This window comes from Citrobacter sp. wls757 (assembly GCF_005280935.1).
GTDB classification, from domain to species: Bacteria; Pseudomonadota; Gammaproteobacteria; order Enterobacterales; family Enterobacteriaceae; genus Citrobacter; species Citrobacter portucalensis.
The window spans coordinates 74825-99665 of the sequence record NZ_SZWU01000034.1 but is presented as its reverse complement, the minus strand read 5'-3'; the positions used below and the strand labels follow the sequence as shown (position 1 = coordinate 99665).

21 protein-coding genes are annotated in these 24841 nt (G+C 53.0%); 3 read left to right on the top strand and 18 right to left on the bottom strand.

Annotated features, from left to right (window positions below):
* Positions 1-30: 30 nt before the first annotated feature.
* From nuoN to lrhA, 14 genes are all read right to left on the bottom strand, one after another.
* The gene (nuoN, locus tag FDW94_RS08930) at positions 31-1488 is read right to left on the bottom strand and encodes an NADH-quinone oxidoreductase subunit NuoN (protein WP_003027689.1); all 1458 of its coding nucleotides are present in this window, start codon (positions 1486-1488) and stop codon (positions 31-33) included.
* 6 nt (positions 1489-1494) lie between these two features.
* Positions 1495-3024: an NADH-quinone oxidoreductase subunit M gene (nuoM, locus tag FDW94_RS08925; RefSeq protein ID WP_003027692.1), complete on the bottom strand. Its 1530-nt coding sequence runs from the start codon at positions 3022-3024 to the stop codon at positions 1495-1497.
* Positions 3025-3275: 251 nt separating this feature from the next.
* Positions 3276-5117, bottom strand: coding sequence for an NADH-quinone oxidoreductase subunit L (gene nuoL, locus FDW94_RS08920; RefSeq protein ID WP_137377459.1), 1842 nt, complete (start codon positions 5115-5117; stop codon positions 3276-3278).
* Positions 5114-5416 (bottom strand): NADH-quinone oxidoreductase subunit NuoK, encoded by a 303-nt coding sequence (nuoK, locus tag FDW94_RS08915; RefSeq protein ID WP_000612644.1) that lies wholly within the window; start codon positions 5414-5416, stop codon positions 5114-5116. Before nuoK ends, nuoL begins: the two co-directional genes overlap by 4 nt.
* A complete protein-coding gene (gene nuoJ, locus FDW94_RS08910) occupies positions 5413-5967 on the bottom strand; it encodes an NADH-quinone oxidoreductase subunit J (RefSeq protein ID WP_137377458.1) in 555 nt (184 codons plus the stop codon). Before nuoJ ends, nuoK begins: the two co-directional genes overlap by 4 nt.
* An 11-nt stretch (positions 5968-5978) precedes the next feature.
* Positions 5979-6521 (bottom strand): NADH-quinone oxidoreductase subunit NuoI, encoded by a 543-nt coding sequence (gene nuoI, locus FDW94_RS08905; RefSeq protein WP_003028062.1) that lies wholly within the window; start codon positions 6519-6521, stop codon positions 5979-5981.
* Positions 6522-6535: 14 nt separating this feature from the next.
* Positions 6536-7513: an NADH-quinone oxidoreductase subunit NuoH gene (nuoH, locus tag FDW94_RS08900; protein ID WP_003028063.1), complete on the bottom strand. Its 978-nt coding sequence runs from the start codon at positions 7511-7513 to the stop codon at positions 6536-6538.
* Positions 7510-10236, bottom strand: coding sequence for an NADH-quinone oxidoreductase subunit NuoG (gene nuoG / locus FDW94_RS08895; protein WP_032941985.1), 2727 nt, complete (start codon positions 10234-10236; stop codon positions 7510-7512). The genes nuoH and nuoG overlap by 4 nt, the downstream gene beginning before the upstream one ends.
* Before the next feature lie 80 nt (positions 10237-10316).
* Entirely contained in the window at positions 10317-11654 is a 1338-nt protein-coding gene (gene nuoF / locus FDW94_RS08890) for an NADH-quinone oxidoreductase subunit NuoF (protein WP_003834753.1), read from the bottom strand.
* Positions 11651-12151 carry an NADH-quinone oxidoreductase subunit NuoE gene (nuoE, locus tag FDW94_RS08885; protein WP_003028069.1) on the bottom strand — a complete coding sequence of 167 codons (501 nt, stop codon included), beginning with the start codon at positions 12149-12151 and terminating at the stop codon, positions 11651-11653. The genes nuoF and nuoE overlap by 4 nt, the downstream gene beginning before the upstream one ends.
* 2 nt (positions 12152-12153) lie before the next feature.
* Positions 12154-13956, bottom strand: coding sequence for an NADH-quinone oxidoreductase subunit C/D (gene nuoC, locus FDW94_RS08880; RefSeq protein WP_003834757.1), 1803 nt, complete (start codon positions 13954-13956; stop codon positions 12154-12156).
* A gap of 85 nt (positions 13957-14041) precedes the next feature.
* The gene (nuoB, locus tag FDW94_RS08875; protein WP_003028075.1) at positions 14042-14704 is read right to left on the bottom strand and encodes an NADH-quinone oxidoreductase subunit NuoB; all 663 of its coding nucleotides are present in this window, start codon (positions 14702-14704) and stop codon (positions 14042-14044) included.
* Positions 14705-14719: 15 nt separating this feature from the next.
* Positions 14720-15163 (bottom strand): NADH-quinone oxidoreductase subunit NuoA, encoded by a 444-nt coding sequence (gene nuoA, locus FDW94_RS08870; protein WP_003028077.1) that lies wholly within the window; start codon positions 15161-15163, stop codon positions 14720-14722.
* Positions 15164-15790: 627 nt separating this feature from the next.
* Positions 15791-16729, bottom strand: coding sequence for a transcriptional regulator LrhA (gene lrhA, locus FDW94_RS08865; RefSeq protein ID WP_003834760.1), 939 nt, complete (start codon positions 16727-16729; stop codon positions 15791-15793).
* 927 nt (positions 16730-17656) lie between these two features.
* Here lrhA and alaA point away from each other — a divergent pair.
* Both alaA and yfbR read left to right on the top strand, forming a co-directional pair.
* On the top strand, positions 17657-18874 hold the full coding sequence (gene alaA, locus FDW94_RS08860; protein WP_003028082.1) for an alanine transaminase AlaA: 1218 nt from the start codon (positions 17657-17659) through the stop codon (positions 18872-18874).
* Between the two features lie 83 nt (positions 18875-18957).
* Positions 18958-19557, top strand: a complete 600-nt coding sequence (yfbR, locus tag FDW94_RS08855; RefSeq protein WP_003028083.1) for a 5'-deoxynucleotidase — start codon at positions 18958-18960, stop codon at positions 19555-19557.
* A 63-nt stretch (positions 19558-19620) separates the two neighbouring features.
* Here yfbR and FDW94_RS08850 read toward each other — a convergent pair whose 3' ends face one another.
* The 4 genes from FDW94_RS08850 to yfbV all read right to left on the bottom strand — a co-directional run bounded on the left by FDW94_RS08850 (position 19621) and on the right by yfbV (position 23234).
* Positions 19621-21453, bottom strand: a complete 1833-nt coding sequence (locus FDW94_RS08850; protein WP_032944084.1) for an SLC13 family permease — start codon at positions 21451-21453, stop codon at positions 19621-19623.
* Positions 21454-21530: 77 nt separating this feature from the next.
* On the bottom strand, positions 21531-22208 hold the full coding sequence (locus FDW94_RS08845) for a sugar phosphatase (protein WP_008785348.1): 678 nt from the start codon (positions 22206-22208) through the stop codon (positions 21531-21533).
* Entirely contained in the window at positions 22201-22695 is a 495-nt protein-coding gene (locus FDW94_RS08840) for a YfbU family protein (protein ID WP_003028086.1), read from the bottom strand. Before FDW94_RS08840 ends, FDW94_RS08845 begins: the two co-directional genes overlap by 8 nt.
* An 83-nt stretch (positions 22696-22778) precedes the next feature.
* A complete protein-coding gene (gene yfbV / locus FDW94_RS08835) occupies positions 22779-23234 on the bottom strand; it encodes a terminus macrodomain insulation protein YfbV (RefSeq protein ID WP_003028087.1) in 456 nt (151 codons plus the stop codon).
* 339 nt (positions 23235-23573) lie between these two features.
* Between yfbV and ackA the strand changes: the two genes are divergently transcribed.
* The gene (gene ackA, locus FDW94_RS08830; RefSeq protein ID WP_003834770.1) at positions 23574-24776 is read left to right on the top strand and encodes an acetate kinase; all 1203 of its coding nucleotides are present in this window, start codon (positions 23574-23576) and stop codon (positions 24774-24776) included.
* The last annotated feature ends 65 nt before the right edge of the window (positions 24777-24841 follow it).

The window sequence follows — 24841 nt, the reverse complement described above, 5'->3', positions numbered from 1 at the left end:
AAGGCGGGTTTTTTCGTTTCTGCATTTCGTTTACATCAGCGGAGTCGCTAACTGCACAATGCTGATCAGCGGTTGCGGGTAAATACCCAGCACCAGTACCAGCAGGGCAGAAATCAGCACTACGATACCGCCCGCGCTGTACTGCCAGTTAGACGGCGCATCACGGTTCAGCTGCTGCGGTGCGCTCAGGTACAGGCTCACGGCAACGCGCAGGTAGTAGTACAAACCAATCGCGGAACCGACCACCACGGCGGCAACCAGCCACCACAGGTTAGCCTGCACACCGACGGCCAGTACATAGAACTTACCGATAAAGCCCAGCGTCATCGGGATACCTGCCAGAGACAGCATCATCACCGTCATCACTGCCGCGAGGATCGGACGATGCCAGAACAGACCACGGTAGGAGAACAGAGAGTCCGCATCCGGGCCGCGGTACGGGCTGGACATCAGGCTGACCACACCGAACGCGCCGAGGCTGCTGAACAGGTAACCGGCCAGGTAAACGCCAACCGCTTCCATCGACATCTCGCCGCTCTGCAGAGCAATAAGCGCCACCAGCAGGTAGCCGAGGTGAGAGATAGAAGAGTAACCGAGCAGACGTTTAATATTGGTCTGGCTCAGCGCCATCAGGTTACCGAAGATGATGGAAGCAAAGGCAATTACGCCCAGTACGATACGTACCGCTTCGCTATCTCCTACCGGTGCGTACAGGAACAGACGCATCACCACGCCGAAGATAGCGATTTTGCTCGCCGTCGCCAGGAAGGTGGAAACCGGAGCCGGAGCGCCCTGGTATACGTCTGGCGTCCACAGGTGGAACGGAACCAGCGAGAGTTTAAAGCCGAGGCCAACAATCATCAGACCGAAGCCCGCCAGCAGCAGCGGTTCGTGCAGCATGCCGTCGCCGAGGCTCTTACCGAGCGCAACAAACGACAGATTACCAGACTGCGCGTACACCAGCGCCATACCGAACAGCAGGAAGGAAGACGCTGCGGCAGACAGAATGGTGTATTTGATACTGGCTTCCAGCGAACGTTTCTGACGGAACGCATAGCCAACCAGACCAAACAGCGGCAGAGAGATCAGCTCAATACCAAGGAACAGCGCCGCCAGATGGTTAGCGTTAGCCAGCAGAATACCGCCAAGTGCGGCAATCAGCACCAACAGGTAGAACTCTTCCCGGTTGTCATCGTAGCCTTCCAGCCACGGGTAAGCGAAGGTACAGGTGGCAAGACTCGCCAGCAGCACCAGCCCGGTGTAGAGCATGGCGAAACCGTCAACCCGCATCAGCGGGGTGACGTCCATGGCGCCCGCCTGGCCAACAAACCAGAGCGAAACCAGCGCGGCGTTAAGCCCAATGACCGACAGCGTGGCATTGAGGAAGTGATTGCGTCGCCACGCAATGGAGAGCATCACAACCACCACCGTCAAGCCGACGATCAGCAGCGGTAGCAGCGCAATCAGGTGTTGTGGAGTTATTGTCATGGCGATTTACGGCCTTGTAGTAGTAACGGAATTAACAAACCACTGCTGGATGTTGCTCATCGCAGAATGCGAGGTATCCAGAATCGGCTGCGGATAGAAGCCAAGCAGTACCAGAAGCACGACCAGCAACAGGATGATAAACAGCTCACGCAGCGACATCCCTGGCAGTTCAACACTGGCAATCTGGCTCTTCGCTTTACCGAAGTAAGCGCGATGCAGCATCGCCAGCGAGTAAACAGAGGCAAACACCAGACCAAAGGTCGAGATCACGGTAATGACCGGAACCACCTGGTAGCTGCCGAACAGAATCATAAATTCGCCAACGAAGTTACCTGTACCCGGCATACCCAGCGTACACACTGCGAAGAACATCGACAGCGCAGGCAACCATTTCATTTTGCCCCACAGGCCGCCCATCATACGCATATCACGCGTGTGCAGACGTTCGTACAGCTGACCACACAGAATGAACAGACCGGCTGCGGACAGACCGTGCGCAATCATCTGGATAACAGCACCCTGGTACGCCAGCTGGCTGCCGGTGTAGATAGCAATCAGTACGAAGCCCATGTGCGATACGGAGGTGTAAGCAATCAGACGTTTGATATCGTACTGATTAAAGGCCATCCACGCGCCGTAGAAGATGCCGATTACGCCAAGCCACATTGCGATAGGCGCAAACTCCGCCGACGCGTTCGGGAACAGCGGCAGAGAGAAGCGCAGCAGACCGTAGGCTGCGGTTTTCAGCAAAATCCCCGCCAGGTCAACGGAACCTGCGGTCGGCGCCTGGGAGTGCGCATCCGGCAACCAGCCGTGCAGCGGAACTACCGGCATTTTCACCGCGAAGGCAATGAAGAAGCCCAGCATCAGCAGATATTCCACACCGTGGGACATCGGGGTATTCAGCAGCTCTTCATAGTTGAAGGTCCACACACCGGTCGCTTTATAGTGCACAAACACCAGCGCCAGGATGGCAATCAACATCACCAGACCACTCGCCTGGGTATAAATGAAGAACTTGGTCGCCGCCGTGATACGCGTTTTACCGTCAGAGGCTTTATGCCCCCACAACGCGATCAGGAAGTACATCGGCACCAGCATCATTTCCCAGAAGAAGAAGAACAGGAACATGTCGATGGCAAGGAACACGCCGATCACGCCGCCTAAGATCCACATCAGGTTCAGATGGAAGAAGCCCTGGTATTTTTCGATTTCATTCCAGGAGCAAAGTACCGCCAGAACACCGAGCAGACCGGTCAGCACTACCATCAGCAGCGACAGACCGTCGATAGCCAGATGAATAGAGATGCCAAAACGTGGGATCCACGGCAGGACAAATTCAGACTGCCACTGCGGAATACCAGCGGATTGCGTCAGTGAATAGCCGCCCTGCAACCACAGTTGCAGGCCAAGCGCCAGCGTCAATCCCATGGTAATCAGCGCAATCCAGCGCGGCACCTTCACGCCAAAGCGTTCGGTCTGCCAGCACAGGAAGCCACCGATAAAGGGAATTAATATCAACCAGGGTAATAACATAGCTAAGTATGTCCCTTATATTTACTCCTGCTCAGGCTATCTCACTCGTCAGCCCAAATCCCGGCAGTGCTCGCAATCCTCACGTACTTCAGTACGCTCCGGTTGCTCTGCGCTGGCGGTCTCCGGTCTGACTTCGCCGATGACGCCTGTACATCAGGAACAGATTTTCAACGAATTCTAAAAATTATTTTTGGGTTTGTAGGCCGGATAAGCGCAGCGCCATCCGGCAATCGTTCATCCAGCCAACAAACTCAACGCAGTACCATCAACAGTGCCAGCACAACGACGGCGCCGATGCTCATTGATGCAACATACCAGCGCAGATAACCGTTCTCGCTCAACAGCAGGCCTTTACCTGCAAAGCGGGAAAGGATCGCCGGGATGTTCATCATTGAGTTGAGCGGATCGCGTTTCAGCAACCAGGCAACACCCAGGAACGGCTTGACGAACACTTTGTCGTACAGCCAATCGAAGCCCCAGGCGTTATACCACCAGGTACCCAGCAGGCGGCCCGGCGCACTGTTAGCAATCGACGTCACCAGCGTGCGTTTACCCAGCCACAGCCATGCTGCGATCAGGATGCCTGCAATCGCTACGATACCGGAGGTAATTTCCAGCGTAATGACGCGACCATGCTCAAGCTCGGTCGTCGCAGGCAGTACACCCTGCAGCGGCGGCACAATCAGCGCGCCAACGAAGGTGGACAGGATCATCAGCACAATCAGCGGCAGATGATGGGTAATCCCCTTCCCTGCGTGGGCGTGAATTTGTTCTTTACCGTGGAACACGATGAAAATCATACGGAAGGTGTACAGAGAGGTCATGAATGCACCGACCAGACCTGCAACCATCAGATTAATATGACCATTCGCCATTGCACCGGCCAGAATCTCATCCTTACTGAAGAAGCCAGCGGTAATCAGCGGCAGAGCCGACAGCGCCGCGCCACCGATCAGGAAGCAGAGATACACCAGCGGAATTGACTTACGCAGACCGCCCATCTTGAAGATGTTCTGTTCGTGGTGGCAAGCCAGGATAACCGAGCCAGATGCCAGGAACAGCAGCGCTTTAAAGAAGGCGTGCGTCATCAGGTGGAAAATCGCCGCATCCCACGCCTGTACGCCAAGAGCCAGGAACATATAACCAATCTGGCTCATGGTGGAGTACGCAAGAACGCGTTTGATGTCGGTCTGTACCAGCGCAGCAAAACCCGCCAGCACCAGAGTGATAGCACCGATAATCCCCACCAGGTGCAGGATTTCAGGCGTCATCAGGAACAGGCCGTGCGTACGGGCTATCAGGTAGACACCAGCGGTAACCATCGTCGCGGCGTGGATCAACGCGGAGACAGGCGTCGGGCCGGCCATCGCATCAGCAAGCCAGGTCTGCAACGGCAGCTGTGCAGATTTACCGACCGCACCGCCCAGCAGCATCAGGGTTGCCCACATCAGCATGTTGTTACCGTCTGCAAAGTGCGCAGGCGCCAGTTCCACCATTTCGCGGAAGTTCAGCGTGCCCAGCTCGTTGTAGAGGATGAACAGCGCGAACGCCAGGAATACGTCACCAACGCGGGTTACCACGAAGGCTTTCATTGCCGCAGCGCCATTCTTCGGATCGGTGTAGTAGAAACCAATCAGCAGATAGGAGCACAGACCCACGCCTTCCCAGCCGAGGTACATCAGCAGCAGGTTATCCGCCAGCACCAGAACCACCATGCTAGCGATAAACAGGTTGGTGTAGGCGAAGAAACGAGAATAGCCCTCTTCTCCGCGCATATACCAGGAGGCGAACATGTGGATCAGGAAACCAACGCCGGTCACCACGGAGAGCATGGTCAGCGACAGGCCGTCCAGCACCAGGTTAAAACCGATGTTGAAGTCGCCGACTGACATCCACGTCCACAGCGGCTGGCTGTAAGCCTGCTGGCCATTGGCAAAGAAATCAACGCCAACAAACGCAGTAACCAGCGCAGCCAGACCGATCGACCCGACACCCACGGTAGCGGACAGATTTTCTGACCAACGACCACGAGAAAACGCCAGTAATACAAAGCCAATAAATGGCAGAATAATGGTTAAGGCAAGCATGTTCATCCACGCATCTCACTTACTGAATCGATGTTCAGGTTCTGGCGACGGCGATGAAGTTGCAGCAACAGCGCAAGCCCAATGCTCGCTTCGGCAGCCGCAAGGCTGATGGCGAGAATATACATCACCTGACCATCGGTCTGGCCCCAGTAGCTTCCGGCGACCACAAAGGCCAACGCGGAGGCGTTAATCATGATTTCCAGCCCGATCAGCATAAACAGCAGATTGCGGCGGATAACCAGACCGGTTAAGCCCAGCACGAATAAGATCGCAGCGAGGATCAGTCCATGTTGTAAGGGGATCATGCGTGCTCCTCCGTTTTTCTTTTCGCGCGGTCGTCGGTGCGATTGCTCAGCACTTCACCAGAACGCTCTTCGCGCCCCACGTGGAAGGCCACAACCAGACCCGCCAGCAGCAGCATCGAAGCCAGTTCAACCGCCAGTACATACGGTCCGAACAGGGAAACACCGACTGCTTTCGCGCTAATTGGCGTGCCGTCGATGCCCTGATCGTTAACGCCCAGAATGGCGTAAACAATAACCACCAGCATAATGGCTGACAGAATCGCCGGACCAATCCACACCTGCGGTTTCAGCCACTGACGTTCCTGTTCAATTTCAGAACCACCAAGGTTGAGCATCATCACCACGAACACGAACAGCACCATGATGGCGCCCGCGTAGACGATAATTTCCAGCGCACCGGCGAAGTAAGCGCCTAACGAGAAGAACACCCCAGAAATCGCCAGCAGCGAAATAATCAGGTACAGCAACGCGTGTACCGGATTGGTGTGGGTGATCACCCGCAAGGTTGCGAGAATGGCTATCAGGCCACAGATATAAAAAGCGAACTCCATTGCCCCTCTCCTTACGGTAACAGGCTCTTGACGTCGATAGGCTTAGCTTCGTTCTCTGCTTCGCCCTTATCTTTGCCGTCGATTGCCATACCTGCCATCCGGTAGAAGTTATATTCCGGGTATTTGCCCGGACCGGAGATCAGCAGATCCTCTTTCTCGTAAACCAGGTCCTGGCGCTTGTACTCACCCAGCTCGAAATCTGGAGTCAGCTGAATAGCCGTAGTCGGACAGGCTTCTTCGCACAGGCCGCAGAAAATGCAGCGTGAGAAGTTAATGCGGAAAAACTCCGGATACCAGCGGCCGTCTTTGGTCTCTGCTTTTTGCAGAGAAATACAGCCTACCGGACACGCTACCGCACACAGGTTACAGGCAACGCAGCGCTCTTCACCGTCTGGATCACGAGTCAGAACGATACGACCACGAAAACGGGGCGGTAGATAGACCGGCTCTTCCGGATACATCTGCGTTTCGCGTTTCGCGAACGCATGCAGGCCGATCATCCAGATACTGCGTACCTGGGTGCCGAAACCTACGAACAATTCTTTTAAGGTCATGGTCTTTGTGTCCCTTATTGCGCCTGCCAGAGAATGACAGCCGCCGTTACCAGCAAGTTGACGAGCGTCAGCGGCAGACAGACTTTCCAGCCGAAGGACATTACCTGGTCATAACGAGGACGCGGTAACGACGCACGAATCAAAATGAACATCATCATGAAGAACGCGGTTTTCAGCGCGAACCAGACGAATGGCGGTAAGAACGGGCCATGCCAACCACCGAAGAACAGGGTAACCATCAGTGCAGAAATGGTGACGATGCCGATGTATTCACCCACGAAGAACAGACCGAATTTCATACCGGAATATTCAATGTGGTAACCGTCGGCCAGTTCCTGCTCGGCTTCTGGCTGGTCAAACGGGTGACGGTGGCACACCGCCACGCCCGCGATGGCAAAGGTGACAAAACCAAAGAACTGCGGAATAACGTTCCAGATATCAGCCTGGTTGTTGACGATGTCGGTCATGTTAAATGAACCGGCCTGCGCCACCACGCCCATCAGGGAAAGCCCGAGGAACACTTCGTAGCTCAGCGTCTGCGCAGACGCACGCATCGCACCGAGCAGGGAGTATTTGTTGTTACTGGACCAGCCGGCGAACAGCACCGCGTATACCGCGAGGCCCGCCATCATCAGGAAGAACAGGATCCCGATGTTCAGGTCAGCAACCACCCAGTTCGGACTCACCGGCACGATGGCGAAAGCCAGCAGCAGCGAGGTGAAGGCGATCATCGGTGCCAGGGTAAAGATGACGCGATCCGAGAATTTCGGGATCCAGTCTTCTTTAAAGAACATCTTGATCATGTCCGCAACCAGCTGGAGCGAACCGCCCCAGCCAACACGGTTCGGTCCGTAACGGTTCTGGAACAGACCCAGCAGACGACGTTCGCCAAAGCTCATGAATGCCCCGCAGGTGACCACCACCAGCAGGATCACGACCGCTTTGAGAATGCTCAGCAGGATCTCAATCAGATCGGGTGTAATCCAACTCATTGTTGTGCCTCCTGCAGATCCTCAAGACGCGCACCTGCCAGAACCGGCGCGATGCCAGGCATACCCATCGGCAAACCAACCTGCCCTGCCGTTAATCCTTCAGCGATTTCAACCGGCAGCGTAACCGTGTTGCCATCGTAGCTGAAAGAAACGCGCGTACCGGCATTAACACCCAACTTCGCGGCATCAGCCGGGTTGAGTTTGATGTACGGCTGCGGCATACGGGTCTGGAAGACCGGCGCACGCTGGGACATTTCGTCGCTGCCAAACAGATGGTAGTACGGCGCGATACGCCACTGACCATCCTGAGCCTGGAAGCTCGCCGGAACGGTAGTGAAGTAATCCATACCATCTGCAGAAGCTTCGATCAGACGCACGCCCGGATCGCCATGACGCAGTTTACCGCCCACTTCATCCTGGAACTTGTTCCACGCCTGTGGGGAGTTCCAGCCCGGAGCCCAGGCAAACGGAATTTGTGAACGCGGCGCAGACGGTTGGTTGTTCCCTTCCATAGAGAAGGCGAACATAGTGTCTTTGTCCTGCGGCTGGCGCGGTTCGTGTACGCTGATGTTGGCGCGCATTGCGGTACGACCGCTGTAGCGGTGCGGTTCACGAGCCAATTTCTGTCCACGGATACGGAAGCTTGCGTCCGGCGCTGCATCTTTGATACCCGCCAGTTGCGGCAGCTTCTCAACGACCGCGTCGATAACGTGGTCGAGCTGCGTCCAGTCCACTTCGCGGCTCTGCACGGTGCTGTGCAGCGAGTGCAGCCAGCGCCAGCTTTCCAGCATCACGGTGTTACTGTCGTAGTAGGACGGGTCGTAGACCTGGAAGAAACGCTGAGCGCGGCCTTCGTTGTTAATCACCGTACCATCGCTTTCGGCGAAGCTTGCGGCGGAAAGCACCAGATGAGCGTTTTCCATAATTGCCGTACGCTGATGGTCAATGACCAGTACCAGCGGCGCTTTCGCCAGCGCTGCGTTCACACGCGTTGCTGAAGCATGGCGATGCAGGTCATTCTCCAGCACCACAACGGCGTCAGCACGACCTGTTTCCAGCTCGGTCAGCGCATCGTCAAGGGAACCACCGCCAATCATACCCAGGCCCATGCTGTTAACAGAGCGAGCAATCATAGTGATGCCGACGTCTGCGCCACGGCCTTTCAGCGCCTTCGCCACGTTGGCAGCCGCCTGAATCACTTCGGCGCTACCGGCGTTGGTGCCGGAAATAATCAGTGGTTTCTTCGCCCCGGCCAGTGCCTGAACGATAACGTCAATTTTGTTTTGCAGGTCACGGTCGATACCGTCAACCGCCGGAGCGTTGTTATCCAGCGCATGAGCGATAGCGAAACCTAAACGCGCCTGATCTTCAACCGGTGCACGATAGGTCCATGCGGCGATGTCATCCAGACGGGTGTTATCGACGTTGGTAACGAACAGCGGGTGCTTAGCACGCTGGCCGATGTTAAGGATTGCTGCGATCTGCCAGTCAGCCACTTTCTGTGCCGCCGCCATTTCACGCGCTTTACCTTTCACCGCCTGACGCACTGCCAGCGCAACGCGTGCGCCGGTCTGGGTGACATCTTCGCCCAGCACCAGAACCGCATCATAAGATTCGATTTCGCGCAGTGCCGGAGTATGAATCCCGCCGTCACGCAGCACGCTCAGTGCCAGTTGCAGACGTTCCTGCTCGCCCTGGGCGATACCGGTATAGAAGTTATCCGCACCCACCAATTCACGCAGCGCGAAGTTACTTTCAACGCTGGCGCGCGGGGAGCCGATACCAATTACTTTCTTCGACTGACGCAGAATATCTGCCGCGCCCTGCATCGCCTGCTCGGCATTCAGCGTGATCAGGTCATCGCCACGGCGCTGTACCGGCTGACGTGGACGGTCTTTCAGGTTCACGTAACCATAGCCAAAACGACCACGGTCGCAGAGGAAGTAGTGGTTAACGGTACCGTTATAACGGTTTTCGATACGACGCAGTTCACCGTAGCGTTCGCCCGGGCTGGTGTTACAGCCGATGGAACACTGCTGGCAGATGCTCGGCGCAAACTGCATGTCCCATTTACGGTTATAACGCTCAGAGTGCGTTTTATCGGTGAAGACACCGGTCGGGCAAATTTCTACCAGGTTACCGGAGAACTCACTTTCGAGCGTACCGTCTTCCGGGCGGCCAAAGTAGACGTTGTCATGTGCGCCATAGACGCCCAGATCCGCGCCATCGGCGTAATCTTTGTAGTAACGTACGCAGCGATAGCAGGCGATGCAGCGGTTCATTTCGTGAGAGATGAACGGCCCCAGGTCCTGGTTACGGTGAGTACGCTTCGTGAAGCGGTAGCGACGGAAGCTGTGACCGGTCATGACGGTCATATCCTGCAGGTGGCAGTTGCCGCCCTCTTCACAGACCGGACAGTCGTGCGGGTGGTTAGTCATCAACCACTCCACGACGCTTTCGCGGAACTGTTTCGCTTCTTCGTCATCAATAGAAATAAAGGTGCCTTCGGTGGCCGGTGTCATACAAGACATCACCAGGCGACCACGCGTGTCTTCCGCGTTTTGATATTGCTTCACCGCACACTGGCGGCAAGCACCGACGCTTCCCAGCGCCGGGTGCCAGCAAAAGTACGGAATATCAAGGCCGAGAGACAGACAAGCTTCCAGCAGGTTGTCCGCTCCGTTGACCTCATATTCTTTGCCGTCTACATGAATCGTAGCCATAGTCAGCATGCTTCCAGTTGGCTCGGTCGTAACCGAGCGTTAATCGAATTTCTTATCGCGACACAGGGCTAACCCTGTAATCACCAGCGCTCTTTCAGCAGGTTCGGCTGAATACCACCAATCTGATGGGTATTGCTGAAGGACTGCTTGATGCCAGCTTCGAATTCTTCGCGGAAATATTTAATGGCGCTCTGCAGCGGTTCCACTGCGCCCGGTGCGTGTGCACAGAAGGTTTTACCCGGGCCGAGGAAACGACACAGTTGCTCAAGTGTCTCGATATCCCCTGGCTGGCCTTCGCCACGCTCCAGAGCGCGCAGAATTTTCACACTCCACGGCAGACCGTCACGGCACGGCGTACACCAGCCGCAGGACTCGCGGGCAAAGAACTCTTCGAGGTTACGCACCAGAGGAACCATGCCAATCTCGTGATCGACAGCCATGGCCAGCGCGGTGCCCAGACGGCTACCTGCTTTACCAATGCTTTCGAATTCCATCGGCAGATCGAGGTGTGCTTCGGTCAGGAAGTCAGTCCCTGCGCCGCCAGGCTGCCAGGCTTTGAACTTCAGTCCATCGCGCATGCCGCCCGCGTAATCTTCGAGGATCTCACGCGCGGTAGTACCGAAAGGCAGTTCCCACAAGCCAGGATTCTTCACGCGACCAGAGAAGCCCATCAGCTTGGTGCCCGCGTCTTTGCTCTTCGAAATGTTCTGGTACCACTCCACGCCGTTCGCGAGGATAGCCGGTACGTTACACAGGGTTTCGACGTTGTTTACGCAGGTCGGTTTGCCCCATGCGCCAGAGCTTGCCGGGAACGGCGGCTTGGAACGTGGGTTAGCACGGCGACCTTCGAGGGAGTTGATCAGCGCGGTTTCTTCACCGCAGATGTAACGCCCTGCCCCGGTGTGGACAAACAGTTCGAAGTCGAAACCGGTGCCCATGATGTTTTTGCCAAGCAGACCGGCTTCGGTCGCTTCGGCGATCGCGCGACGCAGATGCACAGCTGCTTCGATATATTCACCGCGCAGGAAGATGTAACCACGGTACGCTTTCAGCGCAAACGCGGAAATCAGCATGCCTTCCACCAGCAGGTGCGGCAGCTGTTCCATCAGCAGACGGTCTTTATAGGTGCCCGGCTCCATTTCATCGGCATTACACAGCAGGTAACGGATGTTCATGGATTCGTCTTTCGGCATCAGGCTCCACTTCAGACCGGTGGAAAAGCCCGCGCCGCCGCGCCCTTTCAGGCCAGCGTCTTTTACCTGATTAACGATTTCGTCCGGTGACAGCCCGGTCAGGGCCTTACGCGCACCTTCGTAGCCGTTCTTGCTACGGTATTCGTCCAGCCAGACCGGCTGTTTGTCATCACGCAGACGCCAGGTCAGCGGATGGGTTTCGGGAGTACGGATAATGTCTTTCATTTATACCGCTCCAGTAGTTCGGGAATGCCTTCCGGGGTCAGGTGAGCATGAGTATCTTCATCGATCATCATGTTTGGCCCTTTATCGCAGTTCCCCAGGCAACAGGTCGGCAGCAGCGTAAAGCGACCATCAAAGGTCGTCTGCCCCGGCTTGATGTTGAGTTTTTTCTCAAGCGCGGCCTGGATCCCCTGGTAGCCGTTGATATGGCACACCACGCTGTCGCAATAGCGGATCACGTGGCGACCTACCGGCTGGCGGAAGATCTGGCTATAAAACGTAGCAACACCTTCTACGTCGCTTGCCGGAATACCCAGCACATCAGCGATCGCATAGATCGCCCCATCCGGCACCCAGCCACGCTGTTTCTGAACGATTTTCAGCGCTTCAATGGACGCCGCACGCGGGTCTTCGTAGTGGTGCTTCTCGTGCTCAATCGCTTCACGCTCAGCCGCACTCAGCTCAAAAGCCTCGGTTTGTGGTTGTTGATTCTCGTGCATAATTAGCGGTCCACATCTGACATAACAAAATCGATACTACCCAGATGGACGATTAAGTCGGACACCAGGCTGCCACGTACCGCTACCGGGATCTGCTGCAGGTGCGCATAGCTCGGGGTACGGATACGGGTACGGTAACTCATGGTGCTGCCATCGCTGGTCAGGTAGTAACTGTTGATACCCTTGGTCGCTTCCACCATCTGGAAGGACTCGTTTGCCGGCATAACCGGACCCCACGAAACCTGCAGGAAGTGGGTGATAAGGGTTTCGATATGTTGCAGCGTGCGCTCTTTCGGCGGCGGCGTCGTCAGCGGGTGATCCGCTTTGAACGGGCCTTCCGGCATATTATTGAGGCACTGCTCAAGGATGCGCAGACTCTGGCGCAGCTCTTCAACTTTCAGCATCACGCGGGTATAGCAGTCAGAAACGCCGCCGCCAACCGGGACTTCAAAGTCAAAGTTTTCGTAGCCAGAGTACGGACGCGCTTTACGCACGTCGAAATCAATACCGGTCGCGCGCAGCGCAGCACCGGTACAACCCCAGTCCAGCGCTTCTTTCTTACCGTAAGCGGCAACGCCCTGCGAACGGCCTTTCAGGATGGTGTTACGCAGTGCGGCTTTCTCGTAAGAATCCAGACGTTTTGGCATCCAGTCGAGGAAGTCACGCAGCAGCTTGTCCCAACCGCGCGGCAGATCGTGTGCCACACCGCCGATACGGAACCAGGCCGGGTGCATACGGAAACCGGTGATCGCTTCCACCACGTCATAGATTTTCTGACGGTCGGTAAAGGCGAAGAATACCGGGGTCATCGCGCCGACGTCCTGAATGAACGTGGAGATGTACAGCAGGTGGCTGTTGATACGGAACAGTTCGGACAACATCACGCGAATCACGTTGACGCGATCCGGCGTGGTGATACCAGCCAGCTTCTCAACGGCCAGAACGTAAGGCATTTCGTTTACGCAGCCGCCGAGGTACTCAATACGGTCGGTGTACGGAATGTAGCTGTGCCAGGACTGACGTTCACCCATCTTTTCAGCGCCACGGTGGTGGTAGCCGATGTCAGGTACGCAGTCGACGATTTCTTCGCCATCAAGCTGCAGCACAATACGGAAAGCACCGTGAGAAGACGGGTGGTTAGGACCGAGGTTGAGGAACATGAAGTCCTCATTTTCGGTGCTACGCTTCATACCCCAATCTTCTGGTTTGAAGGTCAGCGCTTCCATTTCCAGATCCTGTTTGGCTTTAGTCAGCTCAAACGGATCAAATTCGGTCGCACGCGCCGGGTAGTCTTTACGCAGCGGATGACCTTCCCAGGTATGCGGCATCAGCAGACGCGTCAGGTGCGGGTGACCTTCGATATCGATGCCAAACATTTCCCAGGTTTCACGCTCATACCAGTTGGCGTTCGGGAACAGTTTGGTGAAAGTCGGTACGCGCAGATCGTTTTCAGACAAAGCCACCTTGAGCATGATATCGCGATTGCGTTCAATGGAGATCAGGTGATAGAAAACGGAAAAATCCGCGGCAGGTAACCCTTCGCGGTGCGTACGCAGACGTTCGTCCATGCCGTGTAAGTCAAACAGCATGACGTAAGGTTTCGGCAGTCTCTTTAAGAAATCGCCAACTTCCAGTAATTGTTCACGCTTGACCCAAACAACGGGTACCCCGGTGCGAGTCGCCTGAACGGTAAAGGCATCCGGCCCAAAACGGTTGCGCAGTTCGCCAATGACCGGGTCATCAAGGTGATCCCGTGTTTGCCATACGGCGTCTTGCGCGGTTAAGTCGGTCATATTGTTCACCATTGCAAATGGTCCGTGGTGGTCGGCAGTGCTTCGCGCTATTTATGTAGTGATAAGCGAAGGAAGTGCTGCTGCCGACAGGCGCAAATTAAATCTCGTCTGGTGTACGAAGATTCGTTACAGCAATACGTTCGCCGCGTTTACGCTCGCGTTCTGACTGCATATTGGCGCGATAAACGCCCTGATCGCCAACCACCCAAGAGAGCGGACGGCGTTCTTTGCCAATGGAATCTTGCAGCAGCATCAGAGCCTGCATATACGCTTCTGGGCGCGGCGGACATCCCGGGATGTACACATCGACCGGAATAAATTTATCAACGCCCTGCACCACAGAATAGATGTCGTACATACCGCCGGAATTGGCGCATGCGCCCATGGAAATAACCCATTTCGGTTCCAGCATCTGATCGTAGAGGCGCTGAATAACTGGTGCCATTTTGGTAAAGCAGGTTCCGGCTACGACCATCAGGTCAGCCTGACGCGGCGATGCACGCAGTACTTCCGCACCAAAACGGGCCACATCGTGCACGGCGGTAAACGAGGTCACCATCTCAACGTAGCAGCAGGAAAGGCCAAAGTTATATGGCCAAATTGAGTTTTTACGGCCCCAGTTAACCATGTCATGCAGTTTGCCCATGAACACGTTTTTGTTAACTTCTTGTTCCAGGGGGTCGGTTACGATCTCCTGTTTTTGCAGGGGGTAACGGTCGTTCTCACCGTTAGGATCTATGCGGGTGAGCGTATAATCCATCTTAATGCCTCGCGGTTAGCGTTGACGATTAGCGATACTGTTCGTTTCCGGGTTCATACGCTCGCGGCGTGAACGCGCGGGCGTCCAGTCCAGCGCGCCAATACGCACCAGATAAACCAGACCTGCCAGTAACACAAAAATAAAAATTGCAGCTTCCACAAAGCCAATCCAACCGCTTTCACGGATAGAAGTTGACCATGCGAACAGATACAGCGCTTCAACGTCGAAGATAACGAAGAACATGGCTACCAGATAAAACTTGGCAGACAGGCGCAGGCGGGCGGTGCCGACCGAGTCGATACCTGATTCAAACGGCACGTTTTTAGATCTCGCGCGTGCGCGACCCCCTAAAAACCAGCCGCCGACGAGCATCAGGCAGCACAGGCCAATGGCAACGATAAGAAAGATAGCGAATGCCCAGTGATGAGCGATGATTTCAGTGGATGTTGACATACTCATTGCTTACTCATCAAAAGTAGCGCCAAATTCTCTGCTCTTTTCGGCAGATGAACGCCACATCGATTCATGGGGAGGAATAAAAAAAACCTTACAATCACTGTGAAAAATCATTTTATACAGCTAATTGATGGGGTTTTTTACTCCTTTCTATAACCTTTTGTCAACTTTAACAAAAGTTTCCTCACATTATTTTACACTGTTCCAACTTCATTAACATAAAGTGCTCTTTAGACCCATTTCGATTGCATCATCGGTCATTTTTAATGTTGTTGAATCGTGTCCGTAGTGAAGTAAAAAAGATAATACACGTCTATTTTGACAGGAATTCACCCAGATGCCTCCCCCTAAATGGGAGTATTTTCTTGATCTGTGACACGCTTTTGTTAATTCACCATAAAAAACAGCAACAATTTCTCTAGTTTTTTAACATGGAAACATTTAGCAACTCAGCTGATTATTTTTCATCCTATTGTCAGTCTGTTTTTTTACCTGCTGATTTTGTTAAGTTTTAGTATATGAATGAACAGAAAGCAGTAATATTCGCATAAAAAAAGAGCCACTGGATGTTTTTTCATCATCAGTGGCTCTTTTTTACACTTACATTTTAAAACGTTTTTTTGTGACGCTTTACTCAAAGTCGCCTTCAACAATCAGCGAGTCATCTCCCCCTTCAGGGGTAAACTGATTGTATTGCCAAGGATTTTGATATGTCTGCATCGACTTAAAGATAACCTGAGCTAATTCATTTTGCGTGGCCGGATCGCTGCACAGCAGATACTCGGTATCAGGCAGAGGTGGCAATCCGTCCGCCGCACCCAGTACGCGTAAATCCGGGCTCATCATTTCGACAGGACGGGCAGTAACGCCCAGCCCTGCTTTTACCGCCGCGCGGACCGCAGGCAATGTTGAAGCGACATAAGCCAGACGCCACGGGATCTGTGCGGCATTCAACGTCGCCAGCACGATATCGCGAAACGGGCTGGGATCGTCCAGCAGAACTAACGGCACCGGTTCCCCTTTTTGCAGGATATATTCGGCTGCGCAATACCAGTGCGTCGGTGAAGTCCGCAAATTCAGGCACTCAAAATCGCCAGGTCGGTTAGTGGTGACCACTAAATCCACTTCTTGCGACTTAAGCATCTCCACCATGTAGGCGTTGCGTTTCACTCTGACATCCAGTGCAAGTTTCGGATAAACCGAACTTATACGGTTAAGCAGAAAAGGGAGTATGGTATCGGCGGATTCATCAGAAGCACCGATAGTTAACACCCCCTGAAGATTGTTAAACATCAATGATGAGCATGCCTCATCATTAAATCGCAGTATTTTCCTGGCGTAACCCAACAGCTGGATACCATGTTCGGTCAGCAGTTTGTTGCGTCCATGGCGCGCGAACAACTCTTTCCCCACAAGTTGTTCAAGACGCTGCATTTGCTGACTTACCGCAGACTGAGTTCGACATACCGCAGCTGCCGCAGCCGCAAAGGTATTCAGGTCGGCAACAGCAACAAAGGTTCTCAGCAGATCGAGGTCGAGGTTAATTATCGGACGATTTGCATTTATCATAGTTTTTCACTTACTCGCGGGTCATACCGGGTTAATGCTGTGCATTCAGAATCAAACAACTCCATTTGTAATGTGCCTCCCTTCAGTTTCGCTTAGTGTAACCAAGTGAAAATAAGGATGTATTTGGTTTAACAAACGAAACAATTCTCTTTCTGAGCTATTTTAATACCCGTGATATTCATCGGAATATAGCAACGAGAAAGAGCCGTATTTTTAGCTGCTGGATGATTCTGACTAATGGGAAACATGTAAATTTTGTAAATTTAAAAAATAGTTAACGAACAATAATTTACACATTAAAAACTAACTTTTCAGGATGTTAGGAACAACCAACAAACATTTGAATTATCGTAAAATTCGTACTACACACCATTTCATAGGAGTTATCTTAACCTAAAACCACTATATTTATAAGTGTTATCGCGAATAATTCCGGGCAAATTGGTGTTATGTCAGTGCAACGGTTTTCGTATTATTGGCCCACTCAATTTGATGTCGTTTAAATAATAAATAATAATTAATTAAGAATCTCTCAATTCATTAATTATGCTTAACAATGGATTCACACCGCATCACGCAGGGATCAGACCGATAACAGATTTCGCAGGCAAAACCTCAGTATTTTCGAATTACGCCATTCAGCTGAGATCTCGGCTACCTTTTTCTTTACAGGCCTAACTTTTTTTGACCAGACAAATCACCACACCCACACTAACAAAGCAAAACATAAACCACAAAAAACACAATAATCAAGATTATTACTCTACAAAAATCACATTATTTAGTCATTAACAGTGAATTATAATCCTCCTGCTTTCCAAAATCTTCTACTAAAGACCCTTCAAAACTCACCGTCGTGGGAGTACATTGTGCTGGGCTGACTTCCACGGCAGGGAGTGGCATTCACAGCTAAAAAGGTCAACGTTCATGTCCCCCATTGAAAAATCCAGCAAATTAGAAAACGTCTGTTATGACATTCGCGGCCCGGTTCTGAAGGAAGCAAAGCGCCTGGAAGAAGAAGGCAACAAAGTTCTGAAACTGAACATCGGCAACCCTGCGCCTTTCGGGTTTGAAGCGCCAGATGAAATTTTGGTGGATGTGATCCGCAATTTGCCAACTGCGCAAGGATATTGCGATTCCAAAGGCCTTTATTCAGCCCGCAAAGCAATCATGCAGCATTACCAGGCCCGTGGGATGCGCGACGTAACCGTGGAAGATATCTATATCGGTAACGGCGTATCTGAATTGATTGTGCAGGCCATGCAGGCATTGCTAAATAGTGGGGACGAAATGCTGGTTCCTGCACCTGATTATCCACTGTGGACGGCGGCGGTTTCGCTCTCTGGTGGTAATGCCGTGCACTACCTGTGTGACGAATCGTCAGACTGGTTCCCGGACCTGGATGATATCCGCGCCAAAATTACGCCGCGTACCCGTGGGATCGTCATCATCAACCCAAACAACCCAACCGGCGCGGTGTATTCTAAAGAGCTGCTGATGGAGATTGTTGAGATTGCCCGCCAAAACAATCTCATCATCTTTGCGGACGAGATTTACGACAAAATTCTTTACGATGACGCCGAGCACCACTCGATTGCGGCAATGGCCCCTGACCTGCTGACTATTACCTTTAACGGCCTGTCAAAAACCTATCGTGTTGCCGGTTTCCGCCAGGGCTGGATGGTACTGAACGGACCGAAGAAACATGCCAAAGGGTATATCGAAGGCCTTGAGATGCTGGCTTCTATGCGCCTGTGTGCCAACGTTCCGGCGCAACATGCCATACAGACCGCACTGGGTGGATATCAGAGCATCAGCGAATTCATCATGCCAGGCGGACGTCTGTATGAGCAACGTAACCGCGCCTGGGAACTGCTTAATGACATCCCCGGCGTCTCTTGCGTAAAACCGCGCGGTGCGCTGTATATGTTCCCGAAAATTGATGCTAAACGCTTTAATATTCATGACGACCAGAAGATGGTACTCGACTTCCTGTTGCAGGAAAAAGTACTGCTGGTCCAGGGGACGGCATTCAACTGGCCGTGGCCGGATCATTTCCGCATCGTCACGCTACCGCGTATTGACGATATCGAAATGTCGCTGAGTAAATTTGAGCGTTTCCTGTCAGGGTATCGCCAGCTGTAACCACGCAAAGTGCTGCCGGGTTTGCATCCGGTAGCACTCTCTGCGCAAAATACCGTTACTGAAGTCACTGAGTAAGGGTCGTTATGAAGCAGAGCCACTTTTTTGCCCACCTCTCCCGTCTGAAACTCATTAACCGCTGGCCGCTGATGCGCAACGTGCGCACCGAAAACGTGTCCGAACACAGTCTGCAGGTTGCCATGGTTGCCCATGCGCTGGCCGCAATTAAAAACCGTAAATTTGGTGGTCAGGTTAATGCTGAGCGTATTGCCTTGTTGGCGATGTATCACGATGCGTCAGAGGTATTAACCGGCGACCTCCCTACCCCAGTGAAATATTTCAACTCGCAGATTGCTCAGGAATATAAAGCGATAGAGAAAATTGCCCAACAAAAACTGGTCGATATGGTTCCCGATGAGCTGCGCGATATTTTTGCGCCGCTCATTGATGAACATGCCTTAAGTGAAGAAGAGAGGTCGATTGTTAAACAGGCCGATGCCCTGTGCGCGTATCTGAAGTGCCTGGAAGAACTCTCCGCCGGTAACAACGAATTTCTGCTGGCGAAAACACGTCTGGAAAAAACGCTGGAGTCACGACGCAGCGAAGAGATGGACTACTTTATGGACGTGTTCGTCCCGAGTTTTCACCTCTCATTAGATGAAATCAGTCAGGATTCTCCATTGTAAGTTTGCGGCGACATTGCCTTTGTAGGCCGGATGAGGCGTTAGCCGCCATCCGGCACATAAAAATCAAAACGGAAACAGCATCGGGATCATCACCACGCACACCACCATCACAATGATGGTAAACGGCACGCCAATTTTTACGAAATCGCTAAAGCTGTAGTTACCCGGCCCGAGTACCAGTGTGTTTACCGGTGAAGAAACTGGCGTCATAAAGGCTGCGGAAGCCGCCATCGCAATCACCATCGCAAAAGGATACGGCGAAACGCCCATCGACTTTGCTGCCGCCAGCGCAATCGGCGCCATCAGTACCGCCGTCGCAGTGTTAGAGATAAATAACCCAATGGTCGCGCACAGCACGAACAGGCAGCCCAGCATCATATACGGGCCGTACCCTCCACCAACGTCCATTAGCCCTTTAACCACCAGATCAACACCGCCCGTTTTCTGTAATGCCAGCGCAAAGGGCATCATTCCGACAATCAAAATAATACTTGGCCAGTGAATGGCTTTATAGGCGCTTTCGGCATCGATGCAGCGGAATTTTCCCATCAGCAAACAGGCGATAATCGCGGCAACCGTATTAGGGATTTCATCGGTAAGCATTAACGCGACCATCAGCACCAGACAGAAAATCGCATGCGGCGCCTGGCTGTGCGCCGGAGAAGCTTCACTGACTTCCACGGGCATATTCAGCACCACGAAATCGCGCCCTTTTTGCCCCAACAAAGTGATGAGTTTCCAGTTACCCACTACCAGAATGATATCGCCCATCAGCAGTGGTTCATCCACCACCGCTCCGGCCAGTGCCGTACCATCACGCTTCAGTCCGACGACATTCAGGCCATAACGCGTACGAAAAGCGATTTCCCGTACCGTTTTGCCGATCAATTCCGATTCAGGGATTAATGAAATCTCGGCCATACCCACGTCAAGCGCCTGCTCGGAAAAGTATTCACCGCGCAGCACCATCGGCTCCAACAGTTGCTCGCTGCAAAATTCACGCAGGTCGACGTCGGCCGCTGACATATCGATCAGCAATACGTCACGGGCACGGAACTCAGAAACCCCGTTAACATCGACAATCACGCGGCGAAAACGCCGCCAGCGTTCAACACCAATCACGTTTGCCCCGTAGCGCTCACGCAATTTCAGATCATCCAGACGTTGGCCAATCATGGGAGAACCCGGGCGAATCGCCAGGCGACGGGCACGCCCTGTCAGGCGATATTCTTTGATCAGATCGCGAAAGGTCCGGCGCTTCCAGCCGTCTCCCGGCTGCCCGGAGTCTTCACCTTTCAGCATAAAACGCATCACCAGCATATAAATTATGCCGAGTACCAACACCACCAGTCCCAGTGGGGTTACGCTAAAAAAGCTAAAACCGTTAAGTCCTTCACGTAACAATTCACTGTTGACGACCAGGTTCGGCGGCGTTGCCACCAGCGTCATCATGCCGCTTATCAATCCGGCAAAGCTCAACGGCATCATCAGCCGTGAGGGGGAGATTTGCATGCGCATGGAAACGCTTAAGACAACCGGAATAAAGATGGCGACCACACCGGTCGAACTCATGAAGGCACCGAGTCCGGCTACGGTTATCATCAGCAACACCAGCATTTTGACTTCACTGCTGCCGGCGACCTTCACCAGCCAGGCACCCATTACCGTCGCCACGCCGGTACGCACCAGGCCGTCGCCGATAATGAATAAAGCCGCTATCAAAATAACGTTAGGATCGCTGAACCCGGAAAAAGCCTCTGTGATGCTCAATGTTCCGCTCAGAACAAAGGCAATAATGACCAGCAAAGCGACCGCGTCCATACGCACTCTGCCAGTTGCAAACAAGACGACGGCAATCGCCAGCAATGAGAGAACCCATATCAATTCACCGTTCACAACATATCCTTGTTAAATGAGAGGGATGGACTGATTCTGCCATAAAAAAGCCCCAACAATCTGGGGCTAAATCATGATCAGGTATTTCTTATAACGACCACATTTCCGTTGGGTTGTTTGGTCACAGAAATATGTTCCAGACTGGTCAGCGAAAAATCAACTTCGTCCAGACGCGGCGTATCCGCTGGCGCGTTAACCGCGATGACATGACACCCAGCAGCCAGTCCTGAGAGCACCCCGGCGGGGGCATCTTCCACGACTGCACATTCCTGCGGTGCCAGGCCCAGAAGCTGAGCACCTAACAGATACGCGTCTGGCTCTGGTTTCCCTCTTTTTACCCGCTCGGCGGTGACAAACACTTCAGGAGCAGGAAGCCCAGCAACACGATGACGCGCACGTGCGACTGGCATAGAACCGGAGGTCACAATCGCCCATGGAATACCTGCTTTATTGAGATGGTTGAGTAAATCAACTGCCCCCGGCAGCGCGGTGATCCCGGCGGTTTCCGTCGCTTCGATCTGCTCCAGACGGGTAAATTCCGCGGCGATCTCTGCCTCAGACTTGCCCACCATAAAGTGTCGCAGGGAGGTAATGGCCTGCTTACCATGAATAAAGCCGAGTACCTCGGCGTGATCGAGGCCGAAGCGATCGGCCCAGTTGCACCACGCACGCTCTACTGCGGGTAAGGAATCGACCAACGTTCCATCCAGATCAAACAGAAAACCTTTGCACTGCACGCTCGCCCCCTCAGGCATTAATGATTTGGTTAATTTCATTCGCGCTCAGGTGATACTGACGCGGGCAAGAGTGCCAAACATTCAGCATACGCTGATATTTTTCCCACATTGGGGTCTGGGCGTTGAAGCCATGCGTACCCGCATCAAAGTGGGTGTAACGACCTTCCACATTGACCATAAAACGAACGTACCCGAGGAAACGGGCTTCCGTTGCGGCGTCAAAACCGAGGAAGGTCACGCGACGCTCATCAATAGCCTGCGCATCCTTAAGATTAGTCCAGGACACATGTAATGCGTGATACATCTCCATAATATCGATAATCGTACGACAGGTTTCTTCCGTCAGTTCACCAAACTCACGATCCAGCTCACGCATCTGCAAGCCGTAACCGCGTTCAATAATCGTCTGCAAACGACGATAACGCTCGGCGTTAGTTGGATCGAGCATAGTCATCATTTTGTACTGATTCGACAAAATCAGACGTTGAGCGTTGGTCATTTCCATTTGGGACTCCTGTATCACTACTACTGCGATGAAAAAAAAGAAGGCATCTTGTGCCTTCTTTTATATGCGTAATCAGGGGTCAATTACAAATCATCAAGGAAAGTTTTATCCAGTTGTTTGAAGGCGCGTTTAAGCGTGTCAGCCAACGCCTGGTAATCCGGCTTTCCTTCCACCGGAGAGAGCGCCTGACCAGCTTCTTGCAATTTACCCCGAACTTCGTAGAACCAATTGAGAATTGAAGGCGGCAGCGGCGTTACGGAACGTTTTCCCAGCCACCACATCCCCTGCATCGGCAGGCTAAGCGCAAACAGAGCAGTCGCCACGGCCGGGCCCAACTGCCCCCCTAACGCAATTTGCCAACATAAGGTGAAGACGGCGATAGGCGGCATAAAACGAATCGCGTAACGCGTCATGCGGATCACGCGGTTCTCAACAAACACGGGCGCAAGGCGCTTTTCCATTGGCCACGTCTTTGCATAGTGCTGCCCCCGGCGAAACAAGCTAAAAAAATTGACGGAGCGATTATCCGGTGTCGACATGGCGGTTACCTCAACTTCACATATAAAAATTAAAAAATTTGTGCAAAACAACAACTACAAGGGACATCGTTCAAAACATTTTGTCTTTGATACCCACATTCAGGTATCCTGTGCCGGCCTGTAAGGCCTGTAGTCCAAAATCATTGAGTCGTCAAATTGGCATACATTATGCCATTGCCTGAAAAATACGCAAAATGACATAGACTCAAAGGTATTTATTCCATCGTGCCCAAAAAGACTATGGCGCATGATGTTAATCATAAACGTCGGTGTCATCATGCGCTACGCTCTATGACTCCCTGACGTTTTTTTAGCCACGTATCATAAATAGGTACTTCCATGTCGAGTAAGTTAGTACTGGTTCTGAACTGCGGTAGCTCCTCACTGAAATTTGCCATCATCGATGCAGTAAACGGTGAAGAATACCTCTCTGGTTTAGCCGAATGTTTCCATCTCCCAGAAGCACGTATCAAGTGGAAAATGGACGGCGGTAAACAAGAAGCGGCTTTAGGTGCAGGCGCCGCTCACAGTGAAGCGCTGAACTTTATCGTTAACACTATTCTGGCACAAAAACCAGAATTGTCTGCGCAATTGACCGCTATTGGTCACCGTATCGTACACGGCGGCGAGAAGTACACCAGCTCCGTGGTTATCGATGATTCCGTTATTCAGGGCATCAAAGATTCTGCCTCTTTCGCACCACTGCATAACCCGGCTCACCTGATCGGTATCGCAGAAGCGCTGAAATCCTTCCCTAATCTGAAAGACAAAAACGTGGCTGTATTCGACACCGCGTTCCATCAGACTATGCCGGAAGAGTCTTACCTCTATGCTCTGCCGTACAGCCTGTACAAAGAACACGGCGTTCGTCGTTACGGCGCGCACGGTACCAGCCACTTCTTCGTCACTCAGGAAGCGGCAAAAGTGCTGAACAAACCGGTTGAAGAGCTGAACATCATCACTTGCCACCTGGGCAATGGCGGTTCTGTATCTGCTATCCGTAACGGTAAATGTGTTGATACCTCCATGGGTCTAACCCCGCTGGAAGGTCTGGTGATGGGTACGCGTTCCGGTGACATCGACCCGGCGATCATCTTCCACCTGCACGATACCCTGGGCATGAGCGTTGACCAGATCAACAAAATGCTGACCAAAGAGTCCGGCCTGCTGGGTCTGACCGAAGTCACCAGCGACTGCCGTTATGTTGAAGATAACTACGCTACTAAAGAAGACGCTAAACGTGCAATGGACGTTTACTGCCACCGTCTGGCGAAATACATCGGTTCTTACACTGCGCTGATGGATGGTCGTCTGGATGCAGTTGTCTTCACCGGTGGTATCGGTGAAAACGCAGCGATGGTTCGTGAACTGTCTCTGGGCAAACTGGGCGTTCTGGGCTTTGAAGTTGACCACGAACGTAACCTGGCCGCACGTTTCGGCAAATCTGGTTTCATCAACAAAGAAGGTACCCGTCCTGCGCTGGTTATCCCAACCAACGAAGAACTGGTTATCGCGCAAGACGCGAGCCGCCTGACTGCCTGATTTCACACCGCCAGCCTAGCTGGCGGTGCTGTTTTGTAACCCGTCTAAATTGGCGGTAACGAAAG